Annotated in this window: 19 protein-coding genes; 7 read left to right on the top strand and 12 right to left on the bottom strand. The window is 72.8% G+C overall.

Going from position 1 to position 21,383, the window contains the following annotated elements:
* Positions 1–65: 65 nt before the first annotated feature.
* Genes IH68_RS0141885 through IH68_RS0141900 form a run of 4 tightly spaced genes read left to right on the top strand, consistent with a single transcriptional unit; the run spans position 66 to position 4,466 of the window.
* A complete protein-coding gene (locus IH68_RS0141885; RefSeq protein WP_030946912.1) occupies positions 66–1,574 on the top strand; it encodes a hypothetical protein in 1,509 nt (502 codons plus the stop codon).
* Positions 1,571–2,668, top strand: a complete 1,098-nt coding sequence (locus tag IH68_RS0141890; protein WP_234341764.1) for a lysylphosphatidylglycerol synthase domain-containing protein — start codon at positions 1,571–1,573, stop codon at positions 2,666–2,668. Before IH68_RS0141885 ends, IH68_RS0141890 begins: the two co-directional genes overlap by 4 nt.
* 50 nt (positions 2,669–2,718) lie before the next feature.
* Positions 2,719–3,576 carry a membrane protein gene (locus IH68_RS0141895; protein WP_030946918.1) on the top strand — a complete coding sequence of 286 codons (858 nt, stop codon included), beginning with the start codon at positions 2,719–2,721 and terminating at the stop codon, positions 3,574–3,576.
* Complete coding sequence (locus IH68_RS0141900) at positions 3,573–4,466, top strand: membrane protein (RefSeq protein ID WP_030946922.1); 894 nt, start codon at positions 3,573–3,575, stop codon at positions 4,464–4,466. The genes IH68_RS0141895 and IH68_RS0141900 overlap by 4 nt, the downstream gene beginning before the upstream one ends.
* On the opposite strand, the gene IH68_RS0141905 is transcribed toward IH68_RS0141900, so the two are convergent.
* The 6 genes from IH68_RS0141905 to IH68_RS57420 all read right to left on the bottom strand — a co-directional run bounded on the left by IH68_RS0141905 (position 4,447) and on the right by IH68_RS57420 (position 9,228).
* A complete protein-coding gene (locus IH68_RS0141905; protein WP_030946925.1) occupies positions 4,447–5,874 on the bottom strand; it encodes a sensor histidine kinase in 1,428 nt (475 codons plus the stop codon). The genes IH68_RS0141900 and IH68_RS0141905 overlap by 20 nt on opposite strands.
* Complete coding sequence (locus IH68_RS0141910) at positions 5,871–6,533, bottom strand: response regulator transcription factor (protein ID WP_030946929.1); 663 nt, start codon at positions 6,531–6,533, stop codon at positions 5,871–5,873. The genes IH68_RS0141905 and IH68_RS0141910 overlap by 4 nt, the downstream gene beginning before the upstream one ends.
* 84 nt (positions 6,534–6,617) lie before the next feature.
* On the bottom strand, positions 6,618–7,352 hold the full coding sequence (locus IH68_RS0141915) for a phosphatase PAP2 family protein (RefSeq protein WP_234341765.1): 735 nt from the start codon (positions 7,350–7,352) through the stop codon (positions 6,618–6,620).
* A gap of 191 nt (positions 7,353–7,543) precedes the next feature.
* Positions 7,544–7,876: a hypothetical protein gene (locus IH68_RS0141920; RefSeq protein WP_030946936.1), complete on the bottom strand. Its 333-nt coding sequence runs from the start codon at positions 7,874–7,876 to the stop codon at positions 7,544–7,546.
* 66 nt (positions 7,877–7,942) lie between these two features.
* Positions 7,943–8,548, bottom strand: coding sequence for a phosphatase PAP2 family protein (locus IH68_RS57415; protein WP_030946940.1), 606 nt, complete (start codon positions 8,546–8,548; stop codon positions 7,943–7,945).
* A complete protein-coding gene (locus tag IH68_RS57420; protein WP_051833984.1) occupies positions 8,545–9,228 on the bottom strand; it encodes a DedA family protein in 684 nt (227 codons plus the stop codon). The genes IH68_RS57415 and IH68_RS57420 overlap by 4 nt, the downstream gene beginning before the upstream one ends.
* 101 nt (positions 9,229–9,329) lie before the next feature.
* Between IH68_RS57420 and IH68_RS0141935 the strand changes: the two genes are divergently transcribed.
* Positions 9,330–9,755: a BlaI/MecI/CopY family transcriptional regulator gene (locus tag IH68_RS0141935; protein ID WP_030946944.1), complete on the top strand. Its 426-nt coding sequence runs from the start codon at positions 9,330–9,332 to the stop codon at positions 9,753–9,755.
* A gap of 79 nt (positions 9,756–9,834) precedes the next feature.
* Positions 9,835–10,800 (top strand): M56 family metallopeptidase, encoded by a 966-nt coding sequence (locus IH68_RS0141940; RefSeq protein ID WP_037886145.1) that lies wholly within the window; start codon positions 9,835–9,837, stop codon positions 10,798–10,800.
* 37 nt (positions 10,801–10,837) lie between these two features.
* Here the strand turns inward: IH68_RS0141940 and IH68_RS0141945 are convergent, their stop codons facing one another.
* Entirely contained in the window at positions 10,838–11,665 is an 828-nt protein-coding gene (locus IH68_RS0141945; RefSeq protein ID WP_030946950.1) for an alpha/beta fold hydrolase, read from the bottom strand.
* Positions 11,666–11,917: 252 nt separating this feature from the next.
* On the opposite strand from IH68_RS0141945, the gene IH68_RS0141950 reads away from it, so the two are divergent.
* A complete protein-coding gene (locus IH68_RS0141950) occupies positions 11,918–13,768 on the top strand; it encodes a M1 family metallopeptidase (RefSeq protein WP_030946953.1) in 1,851 nt (616 codons plus the stop codon).
* 98 nt (positions 13,769–13,866) lie between these two features.
* Here IH68_RS0141950 and IH68_RS0141955 read toward each other — a convergent pair whose 3' ends face one another.
* The 5 genes from IH68_RS0141955 to IH68_RS0141975 form a co-directional block, all read right to left on the bottom strand.
* On the bottom strand, positions 13,867–16,173 hold the full coding sequence (locus IH68_RS0141955; RefSeq protein WP_030946955.1) for a zinc-dependent metalloprotease: 2,307 nt from the start codon (positions 16,171–16,173) through the stop codon (positions 13,867–13,869).
* A 22-nt stretch (positions 16,174–16,195) separates the two neighbouring features.
* On the bottom strand, positions 16,196–16,708 hold the full coding sequence (locus IH68_RS0141960) for an O-acetyl-ADP-ribose deacetylase (RefSeq protein WP_030946957.1): 513 nt from the start codon (positions 16,706–16,708) through the stop codon (positions 16,196–16,198).
* Positions 16,705–18,114, bottom strand: a complete 1,410-nt coding sequence (locus IH68_RS0141965; RefSeq protein ID WP_030946961.1) for a phytoene desaturase family protein — start codon at positions 18,112–18,114, stop codon at positions 16,705–16,707. Before IH68_RS0141965 ends, IH68_RS0141960 begins: the two co-directional genes overlap by 4 nt.
* 133 nt (positions 18,115–18,247) lie before the next feature.
* The gene (locus IH68_RS0141970; protein ID WP_030946964.1) at positions 18,248–19,093 is read right to left on the bottom strand and encodes an inositol monophosphatase family protein; all 846 of its coding nucleotides are present in this window, start codon (positions 19,091–19,093) and stop codon (positions 18,248–18,250) included.
* Positions 19,094–19,195: 102 nt separating this feature from the next.
* On the bottom strand, positions 19,196–21,139 hold the full coding sequence (locus tag IH68_RS0141975) for a gamma-glutamyltransferase family protein (RefSeq protein ID WP_030946966.1): 1,944 nt from the start codon (positions 21,137–21,139) through the stop codon (positions 19,196–19,198).
* Positions 21,140–21,383 lie beyond the last annotated feature (244 nt).

The raw sequence follows: 21,383 nt of genomic DNA on the forward strand, positions 1-21,383 counted from the left end.
CGCGCCTACCTACAGCCTGTAGGGTGAGATCAACCCTACAACTTGTAGGGCCGGATGGGTGAACGATGACGAGGACCTCCAACGCCGCTCCGACCCGCGCCACCCGGCACGGGCCGCCGTCGGCCGCCCGGCCTCCATGGCGCTCTGCGGGCGAGTGGTGGCTCGCGGCCGTGGCGGCGGCCTTCACACTGCTCCAACTCGCCCTGGTGCGGCCCGGGATGGGCCTGGGCTGGGACGAGGCGGTGTACGTCAGCCAGGTGAGCACGCACGCCCCGGCGGCCTTCTTCAGCGCACCGCGCGCCCGCGGCATCACCCTGCTGGTGGCTCCCCTCGCCTCCTGGTCGTCGTCCACCGCGCTGCTGCGGGTGTACTTGGCGGTCCTGTCCGGGCTCGGTCTGTACTGGGCCCTGCGAGCCTGGCGGGGCCTGTTCCCGGTGCGGGTGATCGCGGTCGGCGGCGCCCTGTTCGCCTCACTGTGGATCACCCTCTTCTACGGCCCGCAGGCCATGCCCAACTACTGGGTGGCCGTGGGCGCGTCGGCCACCGTGGGCTTCTTCCTGCACGCCCGCTCCGACCGCGGCCGGCGCGGTGCCCTGTGGGGCGTGGCCGCCGGTACGGCACTGATGGCGTGGATGCGGCCCACGGACGCGGTCTGGGTCACGCTTCCGCTGCTCGCGCTCGTGCTGTGCGTCCGCCCCCACCGCCACCTGCGGCTGCTGACGGCTCTGGTCACCGGCCTTGCGGCGGGGGCGACCGAGTGGATCGTCGAGGCGTACGTCGACTACGGCGGCGTCGGCGCCCGGCTGGCCGCGGGCTCCCGCATCCAGGGCGGCCTGGGCCTGCACAACGCCGTCGCCGACCAGCTGCGCAGCCTCGGCGGACGGGCCCTGTGCCGCCCGTGCACGGGGGCGATCGCGAGCCCACCGGTGATCGCCTGGTGGTTCGTCCTCCCGCTCCTCGCCGCCGCCGCTCTGGTGATCGCGGTACGGGCCCGCCGCACGACGGCCACGCTGCTGCCGCTGGCCTGCGCGGCCACCGCTGCCGTGCCGTACCTCTTCCTGATCGGCTACGCCGCACCCCGCTTCCTGCTGCCCGCGTACGCCCTGCTCGCGATCCCGGTCGCGGACGCCCTGGCCCGTCTGGTCACCGCGCCGAGCGGGCGTTGGCGGACGGTGGCCGTGACGCTGGTGGCCGTGGGGCTCGCGGGCCATCTGGCCGTCCAGTTCGCCGTGTTGGAGCGCGCCGTGTCCCGAACCACCGCCGAGCACCGGGTCTGGGGCCGTACCGCCGCGGACCTGCGCCGTCTCGGCGTACACCCACCATGCCTGGTCACCGGCGCCGAATCCGTACCGGTCGCCTTCGCCGCGGGCTGCGCCTCCGCCCACACCGGCGGCCACGACGCCAACACCACCCCCGCGGAACTCGCCCGAACCGCCCGCCGGATGCCGGTCGCCCTCCTCACCACGCACCTCGTCCACCCGCCGTCGTACGCCCGCACTTGGCAGCCACACCGCTTGACGGGCGGCTACGCGTACCTCGCTCCCGGCGTCGTACGGAAGGGCGGGCACGGATGACCACGCCCGTGGACGGGGCCGTCGGCGAAATCCGGTGCGGCTCGGCAGCGCCCCAAAGGGGCGCGGGGCTGTATCAGTCTGCGGCTCCGCCGCGGGGCGCGAACAGCCACCACGAAGCCGCGAACGAAAGACGGCCCATCGCGGCCCCGCGGCGCAGCCGCACTTCGGCACGATCCGCGGAGCGCCTCGCACCGTGGCAGACCGCGGCCGCACTCGTCCTCACCGCGGGCGCCGCCGCTCTCGCCGCCCGGCACTGGGCCGTCCTGGACTCGGGCGCCGACCGGCTGGCCGCCGCCGACCGGGGCTGGCTGCTGCTCGCGGCCCTGCTCACCCTGCTGACCTGGGGGTGCGCGGCGCTCGCGCAACAGGGCGCGGTGCGGGAGGCGCTGCCCGCCGGCCGGCTGCTCACGGTGCAGTTCGCGGCCTCCGCGGCCAACCATCTGCTGCCCGCCGGACTGGGAGCGGGCGCGGTCAATGTGCGGTTCCTGATGCGCTGCGGACTGGCACCCGGCCGGGCGGCCACGGCCCTCGCGGTCAAGTCCACCGCCGGAGCCGTCGTGCGGGTCGCCCTGATGGCGGTGCTCGCCCTGGCCTGCCCCGGCGTACTGCGGCTGCCGCCGGTGGGCGGACCGAAGCTGCTGGCCGGCGCGCTGGCGGCAGCGGCGGCGCTGCCCGTGGCCGTCCTGCTTGTGCGGCGGACGCGGCTGCGGCGGGCGCTGGCCTGCGCGGCGGCCGACGTACGTGCCGTGCACGAGAACCCTCGGCGGGCGGTGGCCCTGTGGGGCGGCTCGCTGGCCTTCGCGGCCCTGCACACGGCGGTCGTGGTCGCCGTGGTCCACGCCCTGGACGTACCTCTTCCCGCAGGGCGCATCGCGCTCGCCTACCTCGCCGCGAGCAGCGCCGCCGTCCTGTTGCCGACCCCCGGCGGCCTCGGCTCACTGGACGCCGCGCTCGCCTGGGCGCTGACCACGGCGGGCGCCCCGGGCTCGGCGAGTGTGTCGGTCGTACTCGGATACCGATTGCTGACCGTATGGCTGCCGCTGGTGCCGGGGCTGCTGGTGCTGGCCGGACTGGTCCGTACGAGAGCCCTGTGACGGCACCGCAGTCAGGATGCGTTCAGGTTTCCGGTGACAGCGTCGGCCGTATGACATCAGATACGTCCGGGACCACTGAGGCGACTGCGGCCTACGGCACCGCGACCGAACCGCCGTCCGCTCGGCACCGATCGCGCTTGCGTTTGAACAAGATTCCCGAAGTCACCGTATATTTCTGGGTGATCAAGGTGCTGTGCACCACCGTCGGCGAGACGGCGGCCGACCTGCTGAACGAGAAGGCCGGACTGGGCCTGACCGGTGTGTCGCTGCTGATGAGCGCGCTGCTCGCGGTGGTGCTGGTCGTCCAGTTCCGTACGAACGCCTACCGGGCCGGCGTGTACTGGCTCGCCGTCGCCCTCATCAGCGTCGTCGGCACTCTCGTCAGCGACAACCTGACCGACAACATGGGCGTGCCGCTGGAGACCACCACCACGGTGTTCGCGATCCTGCTGGCGGTCGTGTTCGTCGCCTGGTACCGCAGCGAGCGCACCCTGTCCATCCACAGCGTCGACACCACGCGCCGGGAGTCCTTCTACTGGCTCGCGGTCCTCTTCACCTTCGCCCTCGGCACGTCGGCCGGCGACCTGGTCGCCGAGCGCATGGACCTGGGCTACTGGGTCTCCGCCGTGCTGTTCGCGCTGGCCATCGCCGCGGTCGCCGTCGCGCGCTTCGCGCTCGGCCTGGACGCGGTGTGGAGCTTCTGGATCGCCTACGTCCTGACCCGCCCGCTGGGCGCCTCGGTCGGCGACTACCTCTCCCAGCCCACCGGGGACGGCGGCCTCGGCCTTGGCACCGTGGTGACGAGCGCGCTGTTCCTCACGGTGATCCTCGGCCTGGTCGTCTTCCTCGCGATCACCCGCAAGGACGTCACCGAACCAGAACGACGACAGGAGATCCCCACCGCATGACCCGACAACCCCCCACAGAGGCGGCGGAGTCGACGGTCCTCAGCGACCTCGACGCCGCCGCCGGCCGGCGCGATGTACTGAAGAAGCTCCCGGAGGTCACCCTGGCCTTCTGGATCATGAAGATCGCGGCGACCACCCTCGGCGAGACAGCGGGCGACCTCTTCTCGCAGACCCTCAAGCTCGGCTACTTCCTGACCACGATCGCCCTGTTCCTGGTCTTCGTCGTGACGCTGGTCGTCCAGCTCAGGTCAAGGCGCTACAACCCGTTCTTCTACTGGACCGTCATCCTGTCGACCAGCATGGCCGGCACCACGATGTCCGACTTCATGAACCGCGACGCCAGCGCCAAGTACCTCTCGGGCGGCGCCACTTCGCTGGGCTGGGGGCCGCAGGGCCTGGGCCTCGGCTATCCGGCGGGCGCCGCGATCCTGATCTCGCTCCTGGTCGTCATCTTCGCCGTGTGGAAGCTGACCGGGATGACGTTCGTCATCCGGGACATCGTCACCTTCCGCGGCGAGGCGCTGTTCTGGTCGGCGATCCTCGTCTCCAACACGCTCGGCACCTCCATGGGCGACTTCCTCTCCGACAGCTCCGGCCTCGGCTATGCCGGCGGTGCGCTGCTCGTGGGCGGGGTGCTCGCCGTCCTGGTCGCCCTGATGAAGGTGCCCGTGGTGCCGAACGTGCTGCTGTTCTGGCTCGCGTTCGTGCTGACCCGGCCGCTCGGTGCGACGGCCGGCGACTTCCTCACCAAGCCCGTCGCCAAGGGCGGCCTCGATCTCGGCACGGCTGGATCGTCGGCGGTTCTGCTGGCCGTACTGGTCGGGCTGATGGGGTACGCCCATGCGCGCGAGCGGCGTCCCGCGGGCGGCGTCAGCCGGACGGCAGTCTGACCACGAAGCGTGCACCAGGGGTGAGTTCGGGGTCGTAGGAGACCTCGCCCCCCGCGGAGCGGGCCAGGCGCCGCGCCAGCGGCAGCCCCAGGCCCGCTCCGCCGTGTCCGTCGTCCGGGTCGGCGCGGCGGCCGGGCTGGAAGAGCTGTCCGGCGAACGCGGGCGGCACGCCCGGTCCGTCGTCCGTGACACGGATGCGTACGCCGCCGCCGTCCCGGTCCGCGTGCAGGGTGACGCTCGACTCGGCATACCGCAGGGCGTTGGCCAGCAGCGGGCTGACGATCCGCTCGAGCATGGCGACCTGCACGCCGGCCTCCAGCCGCCCGTCCGTGCCGCCGACGCCGTCTGTGCCTACGGCCGCCTCGACCGTGACCGTCACGTGGTCGGGGGCGTCCGCCCGTTCGGCGAGGCGGTGCAGGATGGGCAGGACGGGGGCGGTGCCGGGAGCGGCGGTGGTCGCGTCCTCACGGGCGCTGGTCAGAAGGGTGTCGCAGATGGTGCGCATCGACTCGGCGGCCTCGGCGAGCGTCTCGTGCACGGCCCTGGTCTCGGCCGCCGTGCGGGGCCGGGAGCGGTACCAGTCCAGCTCGGCGACGATCCTGCTGAGCGGTGTGCGCAGCTCGTGCGAGAGCTCGCCGGTCAGCTGCCGCTCATGCCGCAGCACCGCGCGGATACGGTCAAGGAGGGCGTCCAACGAGGCGCCCAGCCGCGCGAGTTCGGCCGGTCGGTCCGCGCTGCCGAACCGTTCCTCGGAAGCCACCGCGCTCCACTGGGTCGCCTGGTCGGTCATCGTTCCGACGGGACGCAGCGCGCGTCCCACCGCGAGCCGGGTCAGCGCGTAGGTGCAGGCGAGCATCACGGCGTCCAGGGCGAACGAGCCCAGCAGCAGGGTGTCGGCCGAACTGCGGTACGGGGACAGGTCCAGGGCCGTGACAATGGTGGCCGCCTGCCGTGCGCCGGGGACGGGCTCGGAACACAGGCGGACGGGGCCCGATCCGTGGCCCGAGGCCGTGACGCAACGCCGTCCGCCCTGGCGGGCCAGGCCTTCGGCGACCTGGGTGAGCGGGCCGGCGGACGGCGGTTGTTCCAGCAGCCGCGGGCCGGCGTAGATCCACACGTTCGCATCCAGGAGCTGGTCGTTGACCGTCTCCAGGACCCGCACCCGCGGGCCGCCGGTGTCGACGGTGGTGGCGACGGCGGCCGCTCGGGTGCGCAGTTCGTCGTCCGCCTGGCGCCGCAGGTGGTGGCGGACCACGGTGTTGAAGACGACGGTGAGGATCACCATCAGGAGCGCGGCGGTGGTGAGCGCGACCAGGGAGAGCCGGCCGCGCAGGGTGCGGGGGACGAGACGGGGACGGAGCCCGGTGCGCGGGGCGCGTGGGGTCGGCCGGGGTCGGAGCGCGGTCATGTCAGCCGGTGTCCGATGCCGCGCGCGGTGCCGATCGTCACGTCGCTGCCCGCCTCGCGCAGCTTGCGGCGCAGCCGGGTCAGGTACTGGTCGAGGGTGTTGTCGCTGACCTGGGCGCCCTCCGGCCAGCCCGCCCGGACGAGTTCACGACGGCTCACGATCTCACCGGGGGCAGCCATGAGGGGGGCAAGGAGCCGGAACTCCGTCGGCGTGAGGTCGACCTCGGTTCCGCGCACGGTCAGTCGGTGCCGCAGGGCGTCCAGTACGAGGTCGCCGGCCGCGGGGCGGGGCGGGGGCGCGGCGCGTTTGAGGGCCGCGCGCAGCCGGGCGGCGAGTTCCACCAGGTGGAAGGGCTTGGGCAGGTAGTCGTCGCCGCCCGCGGAGAACCCGGACAGCCGGTCGGTCAGTCCCTGCCGTGCGGTCAGAAAGATGACGGGGGCCACGAACCCGTTCGCCCGCAACGCCTGACACACGTCACGCCCGTCCGCATCCGGCAGCCCGACGTCCAGCACGGCCGCAGCCACCTCGTCCCCGGCCAGCCGCAGCGCGGTCGCGCCGTCGGCAGCCGGCAGGGTGTCAAAGCCCTCGTCCCGCAATCCACGCAGCAACACGTCCCGCAGGGCGTGATCGTCCTCGACGACCAGGATCTTGGGGGGCATGGTCCTCCATCGGCGGTTGTGCGGTACCGGTTGGGCGGTGTGCGGGAGTTGTGGGTGGGACGCGGGGTGGTGGGTGGGGGTTTCCTAGGACGGTGGCGCGTCGGAAGCATCCGGCGCCGTACCCGCACCGGGCGCCCCGGGCCCGTCGCGCCCGCTCGACTCCACGGGCAGCCGGCGGGCCCAGCCCCACCACAGGCTCAGCCACACGGCGGCGAGCAGCCAGCCGCCGATGACGTCGCTGGCCCAGTGCACCCCGAGGTACACGCGGGTCAGGCCGACCGCTACCGCCCAGCACACCGCGAGCGTGCAGGTCGTACGGGCGAGATCCGCGCGAGTGCGACGAGTCGTCGCCCAGCACAGCAGACCGGCGGTGAGGGCCGAGGTGGTGGCGTGACCGGAGGGGAACGCGAAGCCGGACGCATGCGTCGCCCAGTCGGCAGGGGCCGGGCGGGCCCGCGCGAACAGTTCCATCACTCCGGTGCGGACCAGCTGCCCGGCGACCAGCACGATCAGGACGACGACGGCGATCCGGAGCCGCTCACGTGTGGTGCTCCCCGCGAGGAACCCGGCGATCACCACGAGTACGTAGGGCCAGGGTCCCGTCCCCGTCGCCGTGATCCCGCGCGCGAGCGCGACCGCCTCCGGGGGCCGGTGCGCGAGCCCCCACGCGTGGGCCGAAGCGTCCCCGGGCAGGAGAGCGCCGTGGCGCAGGGCCACCGCGGTCGCAAGGGCAGCGAACAGCAGGGCACACACGACGGCGAGCAGCACCGGCGCTCGTCCGGTCCGGTGCACGCCCGACCCCCGTCCGGTCCAGTCCACGCCCGGACCTTGACCGGTCCGGTGCACGCCCGGCCCTGTGCCGGTTCGCCCCGGCCCGCGTCCGCTCCGGTTGGCGCTCGGCCCTCGTCCGCTCGGACTCGTGCTCGGCCGCCCGGCAGAATCGCGCGCCTGCGCACCACGCACCGCCCACCGCCGTCCTCTCCCGGTCGGTCCCCGTGCTGAACGCCTGGCTACTTGGGCAGCCTTTCCGCCGTCCCCGGCGCCTCCACCGGTTCCGGCATCAGGCCCCCCGCGCCCGCCATCACCACCCGACCCAACAGCACCCCCACCGCGCCCAGCACCACCACCAGACCCAGCAACCTCTCCGCCAGACCCGGCACCCCCACCCCGCCCAGCACCACCACCAGACCCAGCAACCTCTCCGCCAGACCCGGCACCCCCACCGGATCCGGCACCAGGCCCGCCGCGCCCGCCATCACCAGCAGACCCAGCAGCCTCTCCGCCGCGCCCTGCACCACCGCCAGGCCCGCCGACGCGCCCATCGCGTCCCGCCTCGGCGCCACGTTCAGCGGCGTCCCCAGCTCCGGCCGAACCCCCGCCCCGCCCGTCCCGCTCCCGCTCCGGCCCCGTCATGAGGCCGTCACCAGCGGCCTGAGCCGAGTGCCGGCTGCGCGGTCGACGAGGGGGGCGGCCCGGTTCGCCAGCAGCATGAGGGGCCAGGCGAGGGCCGCCCCGAATGCCAGCCCCACGGCCACGTCGTGCGGATAGTGCACGCCTGTCCAGACCCGGGAGGCGGCCATCAGGACGGCGGCCAGGGCCGCGATCCGGCCGAGGCGGTGGTGCGCGAGCCACAGCGCCACCGCAGCGGCCCCGGCGATCACCGCATGGTTGCTGGGGAACGACCAGTCGCCCGCGGCCGGGCACGCCTCGACCGTGACGGTGTGCAGCGTCCGGCAGGGTCTGCGCTCGGCCACGGCCGACTTGACCAGTACATCGACCGCGTAACAGACCACCACGACCACAGGTACCGCCAGCGCCCGGACCATCCGTGTCTCCCCCGCGCTGCGGGCCCGCCACCACGCCGCGAGCATCAGGACGCCGAACAGCGCGAGGCCGTAGTCGGACCATGCGGCGATCACGGTGTTCACGGCGTGCGGGGTATGGCGGGCAAGGCCGGTGATCCAGGTGTACGCGCCGCCGTCCACCGAGGCGCCGCCGAAGGCGAGGCCGGTCACGAGGAGGTCCCCTCGGAGGCGCGGCGGGCACGTGCGCGCCGGGCTTCGAGAGCGATGGGGGTGAGGGAGAGGAGGACCACCAGCGCGACCAGCGGCAGCAGGTAGCGGTCGACGTTCGACACCGACGAACCCAGCGCGTAGCCGCCCAGCACCAGACCGACCGTCCAGACAAGGCCGCCGATCACCTGCCACAGGGTGAAGACGCGCACCGGCACGTCGAGCGCCCCGGCCAGCGGGTTCAGCACGGTACGAACGACCGGCACGAAGCGGGCCAGGACCACCGCCTTCGCATGCCCGTAGCGCGCGAGCAGTTCCTCGGCCCGCGCCGCGCCCTCGTGCAGCTTCTTCGCACGGCTGCGGGCCAGCAGCGCGCGGCCGCCCCGCCGCCCGAGCCAGTACCCCGTCTGGGCACCGAGCAGCGCGCCGACCACTGCGGCCGCCAGCACCGGCAGAAGCGACAGGTGCACGGATCCACGGACGCCTGGGACACACAGCAGCCCGGCCGTGAACAGCAGGGAGTCGCCGGGCAGGAAGAACCCGACCAGCAGGCCGGTCTCGGCGAACATGACGACCGCGATGCCGAGCGCGCCGAAGGCGGACAGCAGGGATCCGGCATCCAGGACGTTCACCGCCTGGGCCACGGCGAACTGGGCAGCTGCCACGGAGGCGACCCCTCTCATACTGGGACGTGGATGGAGCGGGCACGGACCCGCATCGAGCGACTACAGTCATGTAGACCGTCTACCGAACTGTAGACGAATCAGAGCCGAGGAGTGTTCCCATGCCCGAGGGGCAGATTGACGAGCCGGCCGGCGGCCCGGCCGACGGGCGCACGGACCGCCGGCCGTCCGGCGAGCTGGAGGCGAGCGTGCTGGCCGCACTGTGGGCCGCCGACGCACCCCTCACGCCCGGCGCCGTCCAGCTGGAGCTCGGCGGCGGTCTCGCCCGTACCACCGTGACCACGATCCTCACGCGTCTGCACGCCAAGGGCGCGGTCACCCGCGCGCGCTCCGGCCGCGGCTACGCCTACGCCCCGGCCCAGGACTCCCCCGGTCTCACGGCCCGCCGTATGCACGCCGAACTCGACAAGGACGAGGACCGTGGCACCGTCCTCGCCCGCTTCGTCTCCGATCTGAGCCCCGAGGACGAACAGCTCCTGCGCACGCTCCTGGAGGGCGGCCCCGAGGGCGGTGAGGACAGCGTGTGAACAGCGCCTTACTGATCTTGTTGTCGGCTGCGGCGCGTAGGCTGGTCGACTACGGCCCGGTGGCCCCTGGAGGAATCCCGTGATCTACGCCGTGTGGCTCCCGCTGCTCATGCCGTTCCTCGCCGTGCCCGTGGCCCGGCGTGGCGCCGAGCAGCTGCGGCCGCGGACGGCCGCCTGGGTGCTGACGGCTCTCGCGCTGGTCCTCGCCCTCTCCAGTACGGCGGCGCTGGGCATGCTCGCCCTGGCCGGCGCGCTGCGGCTGCCCTTCGTCGCCCGGGCGGCCCACCTCTCCCCGCATCTGCTGGGCGACGGCTCGCCCGCCACCGTGCCCGCCGCGGTCCTCGCCACCCTCGCGCTGACCGCTCTCGGCGTCCTGGTCCTCGACCGGACCCGCCGCCACCTGCGCGAACTGCGCGCCGCGCACCGCCAGTTCCGCAGCGGGGCGAGCGCCGGCGACCTCTGCGTACGGCACGACGACCGGCCCGAGGCCTATGCCCTTCCCGGACGGCCCGGCCGCATCGTGGTGACGACCGGAATGCTGCGCGCCCTCAGCGCCGGCGAACGCGAGGTGCTGTTCGCCCACGAACGCGCCCACCTCACCGGCCGCCACCACGTCTTCCTCGCGGCCGCCGAGCTCGCCGTCGCGCTGCACCCCGCCCTGCGCGGCCTGCGCGCGCCCCTCTCGTACGCCTTGGAGCGCTGGGCGGACGAATCCGCGGCGCAGGCGACGGGGGACCGCGCGCTCACCGCCCGAGCCGTCGGCCGCGCCGCCCTTGCGGCCCGCGCGGCAGGCTCCTCCGCCCGCCCCCGCCTGTCGCTGACGGCCACGGCGGGCCCGGTCCCCCGCCGTGTCACCGCCCTCCTGAGCACCCCCGCGCCCGCCGCCCGCCTGCTCCCCCGTTCCCTGGCCTGCCTGCTCCTCGCGTGCGTGGCCGTATCGGCGACGGCGGCTCTGGACGCGGCCACCGATCTGCACACCGGCATCGAGGTCGCCCAGGGTGAGCAGGGACAACAGGGGCACGCGGCCTTCGGCGACGGCGACTGATCCCACGCAGACCCTGATGGCCCCGTAGATCCATGGGTCACGGAGACCGGCGGGCCGCCCCTTCGACGAAACCGGTCACGAGGTCGACGTAAGCGTCCGGATGCGTCGCATGAGGGATGTGCCCCGCGCCTTCGAAGGTGTGCGTCCGTGCGTGCGGCAGGGCCGCGGACAGCCGGCTGACGATGGTGGCGAACCACGGCGGGCTCTCCGTGCCCTTCGACAGCAGGGCGGGCCCGGTGTAGCCGGCGAGGCGGTCGAGGTCGAGGCCGGCCCAGTTCGGATCGGCCTGCTCGTCAGCGAAGGTGGGGGCGTTGCGCAGAAAGGTCTCCCGGACCGGGTCCGGCAGCCGCTCCCACATGCCGGGGCCCAGCGCGACCTCTTCCACGAACTCGCGTGCTCCCGCCAGGGTTTCGCCCGCGCGCAGGTGGGCGATCACGGACTCGATCTTCTTCGCTGCATCCGTCATCAGCGGCTGCAGCTCGGGTACGTCGGCCACGATGGCCAGCAGCGGGGGCTCGTGGGCGATGAGCCCCCGGAAGAGTTCGGGTCGTCTGGCGGCCAGGCCCAGTGCGGTCGAGGCTCCGAAGGAGTTGGCCGCCACATATGCCGGCGCGTACCCCAGGGTCTCCATCAGTGCCGCAAGGTCGTCCTCGTCCTCGGTGCGGTTCCCCTGCCCGGGCGGGCGTTCGCTGAGGCTGTGTCCGCGCCGGTCGTAGACGAGGACCCGGAATCGCTCCGCGAGGGCGCCGAGGACCGGGGTCCAGTTGTTGTGATCGCCCCATGATCCGTGCACCAGGACCAATGGATCGCCGTCCCCGGCCGTCTCGCAGTAGAGCTCCACGCCGTTCACTCCGACCCGTGCCATAACCAGCCGGTCCTCTCGTCGACAGGCGAAGACTGCCGCCACCTAGGCCCATGGTCCTCCCTCTCGGCGGCGATTTCCCGGCGATCACCCCAACCCGCTTTACCCCTTTTCATGGCATGCCCCCGACAAATCTGCCACGCTACAGCGGTCGCACCACCGATACACGCAGCCCACTGCCGCCCCCAGGCGCACCCCAGCCGACCGGGCGGCACCGAGCAGGCCGGGATCCCGGCCGCCGCAAAGGAGTTTCGCGTGAGAAAGACCCCCCACAGATCCATCGCCGTGCGCGCACTGGCAGTCGCCGCGCTGGCCGCCGTCTCCCTGCCCACCGCCCCTGCGGCAGCCGCCCCGTCGGCCGCGGCAGCCTGCACCCCGGCCCAGGTGGTCACCAACGGCGGCTTCGAGAGCGGCACTTCACCGTGGACCCAGTCCTCGACGAGCGTCATCACCAACCGTTCCGGCCAGAGCGCACACGGCGGCACGAGCTACGCCTGGCTGGACGGAACGGGCGGCACCCACACCGACACCCTCTCCCAGAGCGTCACGATCCCGTCCGGGTGCAGCACCGCCACCCTCTCCTTCTGGCTCCACATCGACACCACCGAGACGACCTCGTCGATCGCGTACGACAAGCTGACGGCGAAGATCGGCGGTACGACGCTGGCGACGTACTCGAACCTCGACAAGAACACCGGGTACGTGAAGAAGACGCTCGACGTCTCGGCGTTCGCCGGGCAGACCGTGAGCCTCGCCTTCACCGGCACCGAGGACTCCAATCTGCAGACCAGTTTCGTCCTCGACGACATCGCCCTGGACACCTCCGGGGACAGCACCCCGCCGGCGGACTCCACACGCACGCCCGCCACGCCCTCGTACACGGTCAGCCTCAGCAGCAACACCAGCGGCACCGTATGGACCGGTCATGAGAGCGCGACCTTCACCAACGCCTCCTCGACCGCGCTGAGCGAGGTGTACCTGAGGCTGTGGGACAACTACCACGGCACCTGCGACGCCATGCCGATCACGGTCACCAACGTCAGCGGCGGTACGGCGGGTTCGCTGTCCGTCGGCTGCACGGCCCTGCAGATCACCCTGCCGACACCGCTGGCGCAGGGGCAGTCCGCCACGATCGGCTTCGACCTCGGCATCACCGTGCCGAGCGGCGCGGACCGGTTCGGCCACGACGGGGCCTTCAACAACATCGGCAACGCGCTGCCCGTCCTCGCGGTCAAGGACGGCTCGGGCTGGCACCTGGACCCGTACACCAACAACGGCGAGTCGTTCTACTCCCTGGCCGCCGACTTCAAGGTGACCCTCGACCACCCGAGCACCCTGCTGGTCCCGGCCACCGGCACCTCGACGGACACGCCGGGCTCCAGCGGCCGTACCGTCACCACCGCGACCGCCTCCAAGGTCCGTGACTTCGCCTGGGCGGCCGGTCCGTTCAGCAAGATCTCCGGCACCTCGACGGCCGGAACAGCGATCAACATCTACTCCGTCTCGGGCATCAGCTCCTCCGACGCCCAGTCGATGCTCAGCACCGCCAAGTCGGCCGTGGACGCCCATGCGGCGCGCTTCGGGGCATACCCGTACGGCGAGTTGGACGCGGTGATCGACAACAACTACTGGTTCGGCGGCATGGAGTACCCCGGGTTCGTCCTCGACCTCGTCAGCACCACCGCTCTCACCCACGAGATCGGTCACCAGTGGTGGTACGGCATCGTCGGCGACGACGAGTACAACAGCCCCTGGCTGGATGAGGCGTTCACCGACTACGCCACCGACCTGGCGCTCGGCAAGACCGGCACGAACTGCTGGAACAGCGTCTCCTGGGCCTCGTCCGCGGAGAAGATCACCAACTCCATGGCCTACTGGGACGCCCACTCGTCCCGCTACTCCACCGTCGTCTACGGCTACGGCAAGTGCGCCCTGCACGACCTGCGGCGGCTCCTCGGCGACACGACGATGACCAAGTTGCTGAAGGACTACGCCACTTCGCACTGGTACGGCGTCTCGACCACGGCCGAGTTCAAGGCGGCCGCGCAGGCCGCGACGACCACGGACCTGACGTCCTTCTGGAGCACGCACCGCATCGACGGCTGAGCATCGGATCGACGACTGACGGCCGGCGGGCCTGCGCGGCGAACGCCTCGTGGGCCCGCCGGTCCTTTCACCCCCCCGCTCCACTCCCTGGCGGAGCCTCAGTTGGGCGCCCCCGGCGGCACACGCGGCGGCGGGTCGAGCCGGACGGAGTCCGGGGCGGCCAGGTAGGCCGTGATCAGCTCGGCCGCCTCCTCGTGGTGGTCGCCGCCCTTCTGCCGCAGATCCGGGGCGAGTTCACGCAGAACGGCACGGAGCTCCGAGCGGACCGGGGCATGCAGGGCTTCGGAGTCGAGCGTACGCAGGGCATGGTGGAGCAGGGCCCAGTCGGCGGTGTGCTGCACCGTCGCGCCCGCGGGGACGTCGGCGGGTACTGGATCGTCGCGGCGCCAGGTCGCCGCCAGGAGCGCGGTGAGAAGTTCCGCGACACCGGGTACGGCCGGGTCGGCGGCGTGCTGCCAGGCCAGGCGGTTGAGGCGCGCGGGGTCGAGGAGGGGTTCGGTGACCAGGGTCGCCGCGGCCCGGACCGCCGCGAAGGGGTCGAAGACCAGGCCCGCAGCGGTGTCGAAGTACTGAGCGGTCCGGTGGTAGCGGATCGCGGGCGGGGTGAGGGCTTCCAACACAGCGGTGGACAGGGCCAGTTGCTCTGCGCGCAGGAGCTCGGCGAGCCGGGTCAGCGCACGTCGCTGGGTGCGGGCGTCGACGGGCACGGTACCGGTACCGGTCTCGCCCGCCAGGCCGTACGCGTACCGCACTCCGCCGATCAGCCGGGCGACGGCCGTCACCTCGTGGCGGTGCAGCAACTGCAGCAGTACCGCCCGTTCCTCCAGCTCGCCGGTCTGCCGGTCGGGCGGCAGCACTCCTCGGGAGAAGCCCGTCAGGGCGATGTGGCGTACCTGGAGGATCGTGTCCAGCGCGTCGAGGGCATCGCCAGTGGTGACCCACGGCACCCCGTCGGCGTGGGCGGCGAGCGGCTCGTGGCCGTCCTCGTCGGTGACGTAGAGCAGGCCGGAGTCGGCGGCATCGCGGCGCAGGGCCGCGAGTTGGTCGTCGGAAGAGTCGCCGTACGCATGGGCGACGAGGAAGTGGTCCCAGGGGCCGAGTCCGGTGGCGTACGCATCGGAGAGGTCGAGGTTCCCGTCCGGCGTCACCGTGACGCGCGCGTGCGGATAGTCCATGACCGACGGCTTGGGGTGGTGCGTACTGGCGTAGTTGTGCATGAACCCGAGCGCATGCCCGATCTCGTGCGCGGCGAGCTGACGCAGCCGTGCGAGGACCAACTCCTCCACGGCGGCGAGCCGTTCGGCCTCGTCGGGGCGGCCGTAGGGCGCGAGCAGTGCCTCGCCGAGCGCGCGGACCTGCTCGACGCGCTGGGAGCCGAGGCGGACCCGGGCGTGCAGGATCTCGCCCGTGCGCGGATCGGTCAGGCCCTGCCCGAGGGACCAGCCACGCCCTTCGCGGTGCACCCACACCACGCCGTTGACGTCGGGGTCGTACGGGTCGAAGTCAGCGCCGCCCGCCTCGACCCGGTACGCGTCCGAGAGCCCGATCCGCGCGAAGCCCTCCTGCCACCAGTTGCCGCCTTCGACGACCGCCGAGCGCAGCGGCTCGGGGATGGCCGGGTCGACCTGGAAGACGATCGGACGGCCTGTGTCGGGCGTATCGGGGGCTTCAACTCGGAAGCGGGGCTGGAACTTGACCTGGGTCGCGGCCCGTCCGACCAGGCCGTGGTCGGCGTAGCCGATGCCGTATCCGCCCGAGGCGGGGTGGTAGCCGCGGGCAGGCATGGGGCGCGCGGGCAGCCGGAGGAGGGTGAGCTGCTGGACGAGCGTGAGGGCACGCGGGTCGGCGGCGACGGCCCGGACCGCCGCGCCCCGGCCGGGACCGCGGAAGGTGAGCAGGGCCGGGAGGCGGGTGGCGCGCGGGCCGGTGCGGCTGTCGGCGACGAGCGGCACGCTTGTCGCCGGGTCGATCTCGTAGTCGCCCTGGTCGCGTTCGTGCAGATGCTCGGCCACGCGGTCGTGATCGGCCACCACCAGATCGGTGGCGTCCACGACCACCACGCCGTTCTCCTCCCGCAGCACCGGCCCGCTCCAGACCACGGAGGGCGCGAAGGACTCGTCGCCCGCGCGTACGGCGGCCGGGTCGCCCAGGGTCAGGAAGTGCTTGTTCCGTACGAGGAAGAGCACCCGGTCGCCGATGCGGCGGAACTCCGCGAGCCGGGCCTTGCCCGCCCGCCCCCGGTCCAGCCACAGGTCACTGGAGCCGAGCCCCTGGGAGAGGGACACGGTGAGCAGGAAAGACTCGTCGAAGTGGCGGATGCCCAGCAGAAGGCGGCCCTGTGTCCGGGCGTCGGGATCCGGTACGAGATCGAGGAAGTCGGGTGGGCGGATCTCTTCGCCGGGCATTGCAAGGCCTCTTTCAACGGGCTCAGCCGACCTGCCGGGCGAACACCTCGTACGCCCGGTCGTCGAAGAGGACGAACCGCACCTCTTCGACCGCGGTCGTGGCGGACCGCACCGTCTCCATCGCGATACGAGCCGCATCCTCCATCGGCCACCGGTACACCCCGGTGGAGATCGCCGGGAACGCGACCGTCCGGGCACCCAGCTCGTCGGCCACGCGCAGTGATTCCCGGTAACAGGAGGCGAGCAGCTCCGAGCGGTCTTCGGTGGACGACCAGACCGGGCCCACCGTGTGGATCACCCAGCGTGCGTCGAGCTCGCCCGCGGTGGTGGCGACCGCCTGGCCGGTGGGCAGGCCCTTGCCGTACTGCGAGGCGCGGAGTTTGCGGCACTCCTCGAGGATCGCGGGGCCGCCGCGGCGGTGGATGGCGCCGTCGACGCCTCCGCCGCCGAGCAGGGAGGAGTTCGCGGCGTTGACGATCGCGTCGGCGCTCTCGCGGGTGATGTCGCCCTTGGCGAGCGTGATGGTCGGCGTCATGTCTGCCTCAGCCTTCTCCAGACCGCCTTCGCGGCGTTGTGCCCGGACATGCCGTGTACCCCGGGCCCGGGTGGGGTGGCCGACGAGCAGATGAAGACTGCCGGGTGGGGGGTGCTGTACGGGGAGAGGGAGAGCTTGGGGCGCAGCAGGATCTGGAGTCCGGAGACCGCGCCGGAGGCGATGTCGCCGCCGATGTAGTTGGCGTTGCGGGCGGCGAGTTCGGGCGGGCCCGCGGTGGCGCGGGCGAGGACGCGGTCACGGAACCCCGGGGCGAAGCGCTCCAGTTGGCGCTCCATGGCCTCCGTGAGGTCGCCTGTCCAGCCGCTGGGGACGTGACCGTAGGCCCAGAAGACCTGTTTGCCCTCGGGGGCACGGGTGGGGTCGACGACACCGGGCTGGACCGTGATCATGAAGGGTTTGTCGGGTGCCCTGCCCTCCCGGGAGGCCGCGGTCAGGGCGGCGCCGATCTCCGCGCTGTTCGCGCCGATCTGCACGGTGCCGGCGGCGCGGGCCTCCTCGGCGGTCCACGGCACCGGGCCGTCCAGCGCGTAGTCCACCTTGAAGACTCCGGGGCCGTACTTGTAGCCCTCGTAGTAGCGGCCGAAGCCCGCGATGCGGGCCAGGGCGGTGGGCGAGGTGTCGAAGACGTACGCGCGGGCGGGCGGCAGGTCGTCGAGGCGCTTGACCTCGTAGTCCGTGTGGACCAGGCCACCCAGGTCCTTGAGGTACGCGGTGAGCGCGTCGGAGATGGACTGCGAGCCGCCACGGGCCACGGGCCAGCCGCGGGCATGTGCGGCGAGGGCGAAGACCAGGCCGATGGCGCCCGTGGCGAAGCCGTTCAGCGGCGCCATCACATGCGCGACGAGGCCCGCGAACAGGGTCTTCGCCCGCTCGTCCCGGAAGCGGCGGGTCAGCCAGGTCGACGGGGGCAGGCCGACCATGCCGAAGCGGGCGAGGGTCACCGGGTCGCGTGGGAGCGCGGTGAGGGGCAGGGACATGAAGTCGCGGGCCAGGGTGTCCCAGTTGGGGAGGAAGGGCGCGACCAGCCTGCGGTAGGCGCCCGCGTCCCGTGGGCCGAAGGATGCGGCCGTCTCCGCGACGGAGCGGGACAGCACGGCGGCGGTGCCGTCGGTGAAGGGGTGCGCCATGGGCAGCTCGGCGTGCAGCCACTCCAGGCCGTAGCGCTCCAGGGGCATGGTGCGGAACACCGGGGAGTTGATGGCGAGGGGGTGGGCCGCGGAGCACGGGTCGTGCCGGAAGCCGGGCAGGGTGAGCTCTTCGGTACGGGCTCCTCCGCCGACGGTGTCGCGGGCCTCGAACACCGCCACGGAGAAGCCGCGGCGGGCCAGTTCCACGGCGGCCGTCAGTCCGTTCGGCCCCGCACCCACCACGACAGCATCGAGCATCGACGGCACCTTCGGACCCCTTCGTCAGCCGATGGCCTCTGAGGATCAGGATATGCCGGGGCACTGACAGTCTCCGGCGGCGGGTGGTCCACGCTGATCAGGCCCCCTGGGCCGGCCTGGACGGGTGCCTGGATCAGGTCGTACCGGACAGCAGCCCGTGCACCCGGCGGGCCGTCGCCGTGTCGCGTGCGGCCGTGAACGGCAGGACGTTGCCACCTGTGATGCGGAAGGGCTCCCCGCTGAGGGTGAGGTGGGCGCCGCCCGCCTCCTCGACCAGCAGGATTCCCGCCGCGTGATCCCACGCCGCCTCCCAGGAGAAGGCGACGGCATCCAACTCGCCGCGGGCTATGGCGAGATACTCGAGGCCCGCCGAGCCGCAGGACCGGAACGCCACACCGTCGGTCCGCAGGCCGAGCAGGGCGCGCTTCTGCTCGTCGGTCGTGTAGTCCGGGTGGGAGGTGGCCACTTGGAGGTCCTGGCCGGGGACGGGCGAGCCCGCGGACAGCCGCTCGCCGTCGAGGAAGGCGCCCTGGCCCCTTGTGGCCGTGGCCAGTTGGTCCCGCGCGGGTGCGTAGGTCCAGGAGGCGAGCAGAACTCCGCGGTGCGCGAGGGCGACCAGCGTGCAGAATCCGGATTCGCCGCGCACGAACTGGCGTGTCCCGTCGACCGGGTCGACTATCCAGACCGGGGCGTCGCCCTGGATCGCCTCGTACGTCACCGGGTCGGCGTGCACCGCCTCCTCGCCGACCACGACCGAACCGGGCAGAAGGGCGCCGAGGGTGTCCGTGAGGTACTGCTCGGCGAGGCGGTCGGCGTCGGTCACCAGGTCGTGAGGTCCGGCCTTCTGGTCGACCTCGTGCGCGGCCAGTCGGCGGAAGCGGGGCATGATCTCGGCCGCGGCGGCCTTGCGGACCGCCTCCTCCACGTCGGCCGAGTGGCGAACGAGAAACTCGTCGATGGTTTCCTTGTCTTCGATCATGGCTCCATGAGAGCACGCGCCACTGACAATCCCCGCCGCGCCGGTGGATCCCTGGTGGAATCGGCGTGAACTCGGCGTGCTCGGCAGCGGCCCGGTGCGCGATCAGCGACCGACCGCGTACCCCTGCATGCCCCGCGGGTTCGCGGCCGCGGACAGGATGCCGGTCTCCGGGTCCCGGGCGACCGCGCACAGGCGTCCTTCCGACCAGGGGTCACCGACGGTCACGTCGTGCCCGCGGCGCCGCAGTTCCTCGACGACGCCGGGGGCCGTGCGGGACTCGACCGTCACGCTTCCCGGCCGCATGCCGCGCGGGTAGAAAGACCCCGGGAAACCGTCGTTGTGCCAGTTCGGGGCGTCGATGGCGCCCTGCAGGTCGAGACCGCCGCGGACCGGTGCGCGCAGGGCGACGGCCAGGAAGAAGTGCAGCTGCCACTGGTCCTGCTGGTCCCCGCCGGGGGTGCCGAACGCCATGACCGGGACGCCGCCGCGCAGGGCGATCGAGGGCGTGAGGGTGGTGCGGGGCCGGCGGCCGGGCGTCAACGAGTTCGGCAGGCCCTCCTCCAGCCAGGTCATCTGCAGCCGGGTGCCGAGCGGGAAGCCCAGCTCGGGCACGACGGGGTTGGACTGCAGCCAGCCGCCGCTGGGCGTGGCCGCGACCAGGTTGCCCCAACGGTCGACGATGTCGAGGTGGCAGGTGTCGCCGTGGGTGGCGCCGTCGGCGCGCACCTCGGGTTCACTCGGGTTTGCGGCGCGACGTCCGAGCCGGTCATGGTGGCCTGCCTGCTTTTCTGCCGGGGGCCCGGGGGTTGCCCCCCGGGAAAATGCAGCCCCGGCACGCGCGCCTGGCTCACCCGGCACCGGGGACGTGGTCGGCTTGGCAACCGTCGGCTCACCTGCGCCCATCGGGTCGAACCCAGGGTCGTCGGAGACGACCACGCGCGCGTGCCCGCTCAGCCGCGGGGCCCGCCCGCCGGGGCTGCCGGGACGCAGCTCGTACGAGGCCTTGTCGCCGACGAGGTCGCGCCGGGCCGCGTTGTAGTCCGCCGACAGCAGCTCGTCGAGCGGGACCTCGGCGGCGTCCCCGTACCAGGCCTCCCGGTCGGCCATGGCGAGCTTGCAGCCCTCGATCAGCAGGTGGACGTAGTCGGCGGACCCGTACTCGGGCAGCTCGGGCGGGAGCAGCGCGAGCTGCTGGAGGAAGGCCGGGCCCTGGCTCCACGGGCCGGCCTTGCACACGGTCCAGCCGTGCCAGTCGTACGTCGCCGGCGCCTCGTAGGTCGCGGACCAGCCGGCGAGGTCGGCGGCCGTGAGGGTGCCGGTGTGGCGTTCGCCGCTGGTGTCCATGGTGGGCCGCTGCGCCTGCCGTACCAGGGCCTCGGCTATGAACCCGGACCGCCAGACCTCCCTCGCCGCCTCGATCTGCGCGACCCGGTCACCCGCACCTGCGACCTCGGCGAGCAGTCGCTTCCAGGTGGCGGCGAGCGCGGGGTTGCGCAGCAGCTCACCGGGGCGCGGGGCCTTCCCGCCCGGCAGGTAGACCTCCGCCGACGAGGTCCACTCCGTCTCGAACAGCTGCCGTACCGACTCGACGGTCGCGCCGACGTTCTCCACGGGCGCGTGCCCGTGCTCGGCGTACCCGATGGCGTACTTGAGGACCTCGGCGAGGGGCTTGGTGCCGTGGTCGCGCAGCAGGAGCATCCAGGCGTCGAACGCGCCGGGGACGGCGGCGGCGAGCGGCCCGGTGCCCGGGACGAGCTCCAGCCCGAGTCCCCGGTAGTGCGCGACCGTCGCTCCGGCGGGTGCGACGCCCTGGCCGCACAGCACCTGCACCTCGCCGCCCGCCGGGGCGAGGAGGATCGGCACCTCACCGCCCGGCCCGTTGAGGTGCGGCTCGACGACGTGCAGCACGAACGCCCCGGCCACGGCCGCGTCGTACGCGTTGCCGCCGTCCTCCAGGACGGCCATCGCCGACTGCGAAGCCAGCCAGTGGGTGGAGGAAACCATCCCGAAGGTGCCCTGGAGGGTGGGACGAGTGGTGAAATGCATCTCTGACCTCGATGTTTGCGGGCATGGGCCAGGCCCATCCAACCCCAGACGAAACCCGGGGAGAAAGAGCGCGCGAGGCGCACCGCACATCCCAGGGCGCCCGAAGCCCCGGCTGATCACTGCGCACCGGCTCCGGTTGCCGACCCCCACCCCGCAGGTTGCAATGAGGCTGTGGCCCGACGGCCGCAGCCAGCGGCGCAGGTGGTGTCCCACCCCCGCTCGGCCCCGCTCGAGCCGGGGAGGC

Source organism: Streptomyces sp. NRRL S-646 (genome assembly GCF_000720765.1).
Taxonomy (GTDB): Bacteria; Actinomycetota; Actinomycetes; order Streptomycetales; family Streptomycetaceae; genus Streptomyces.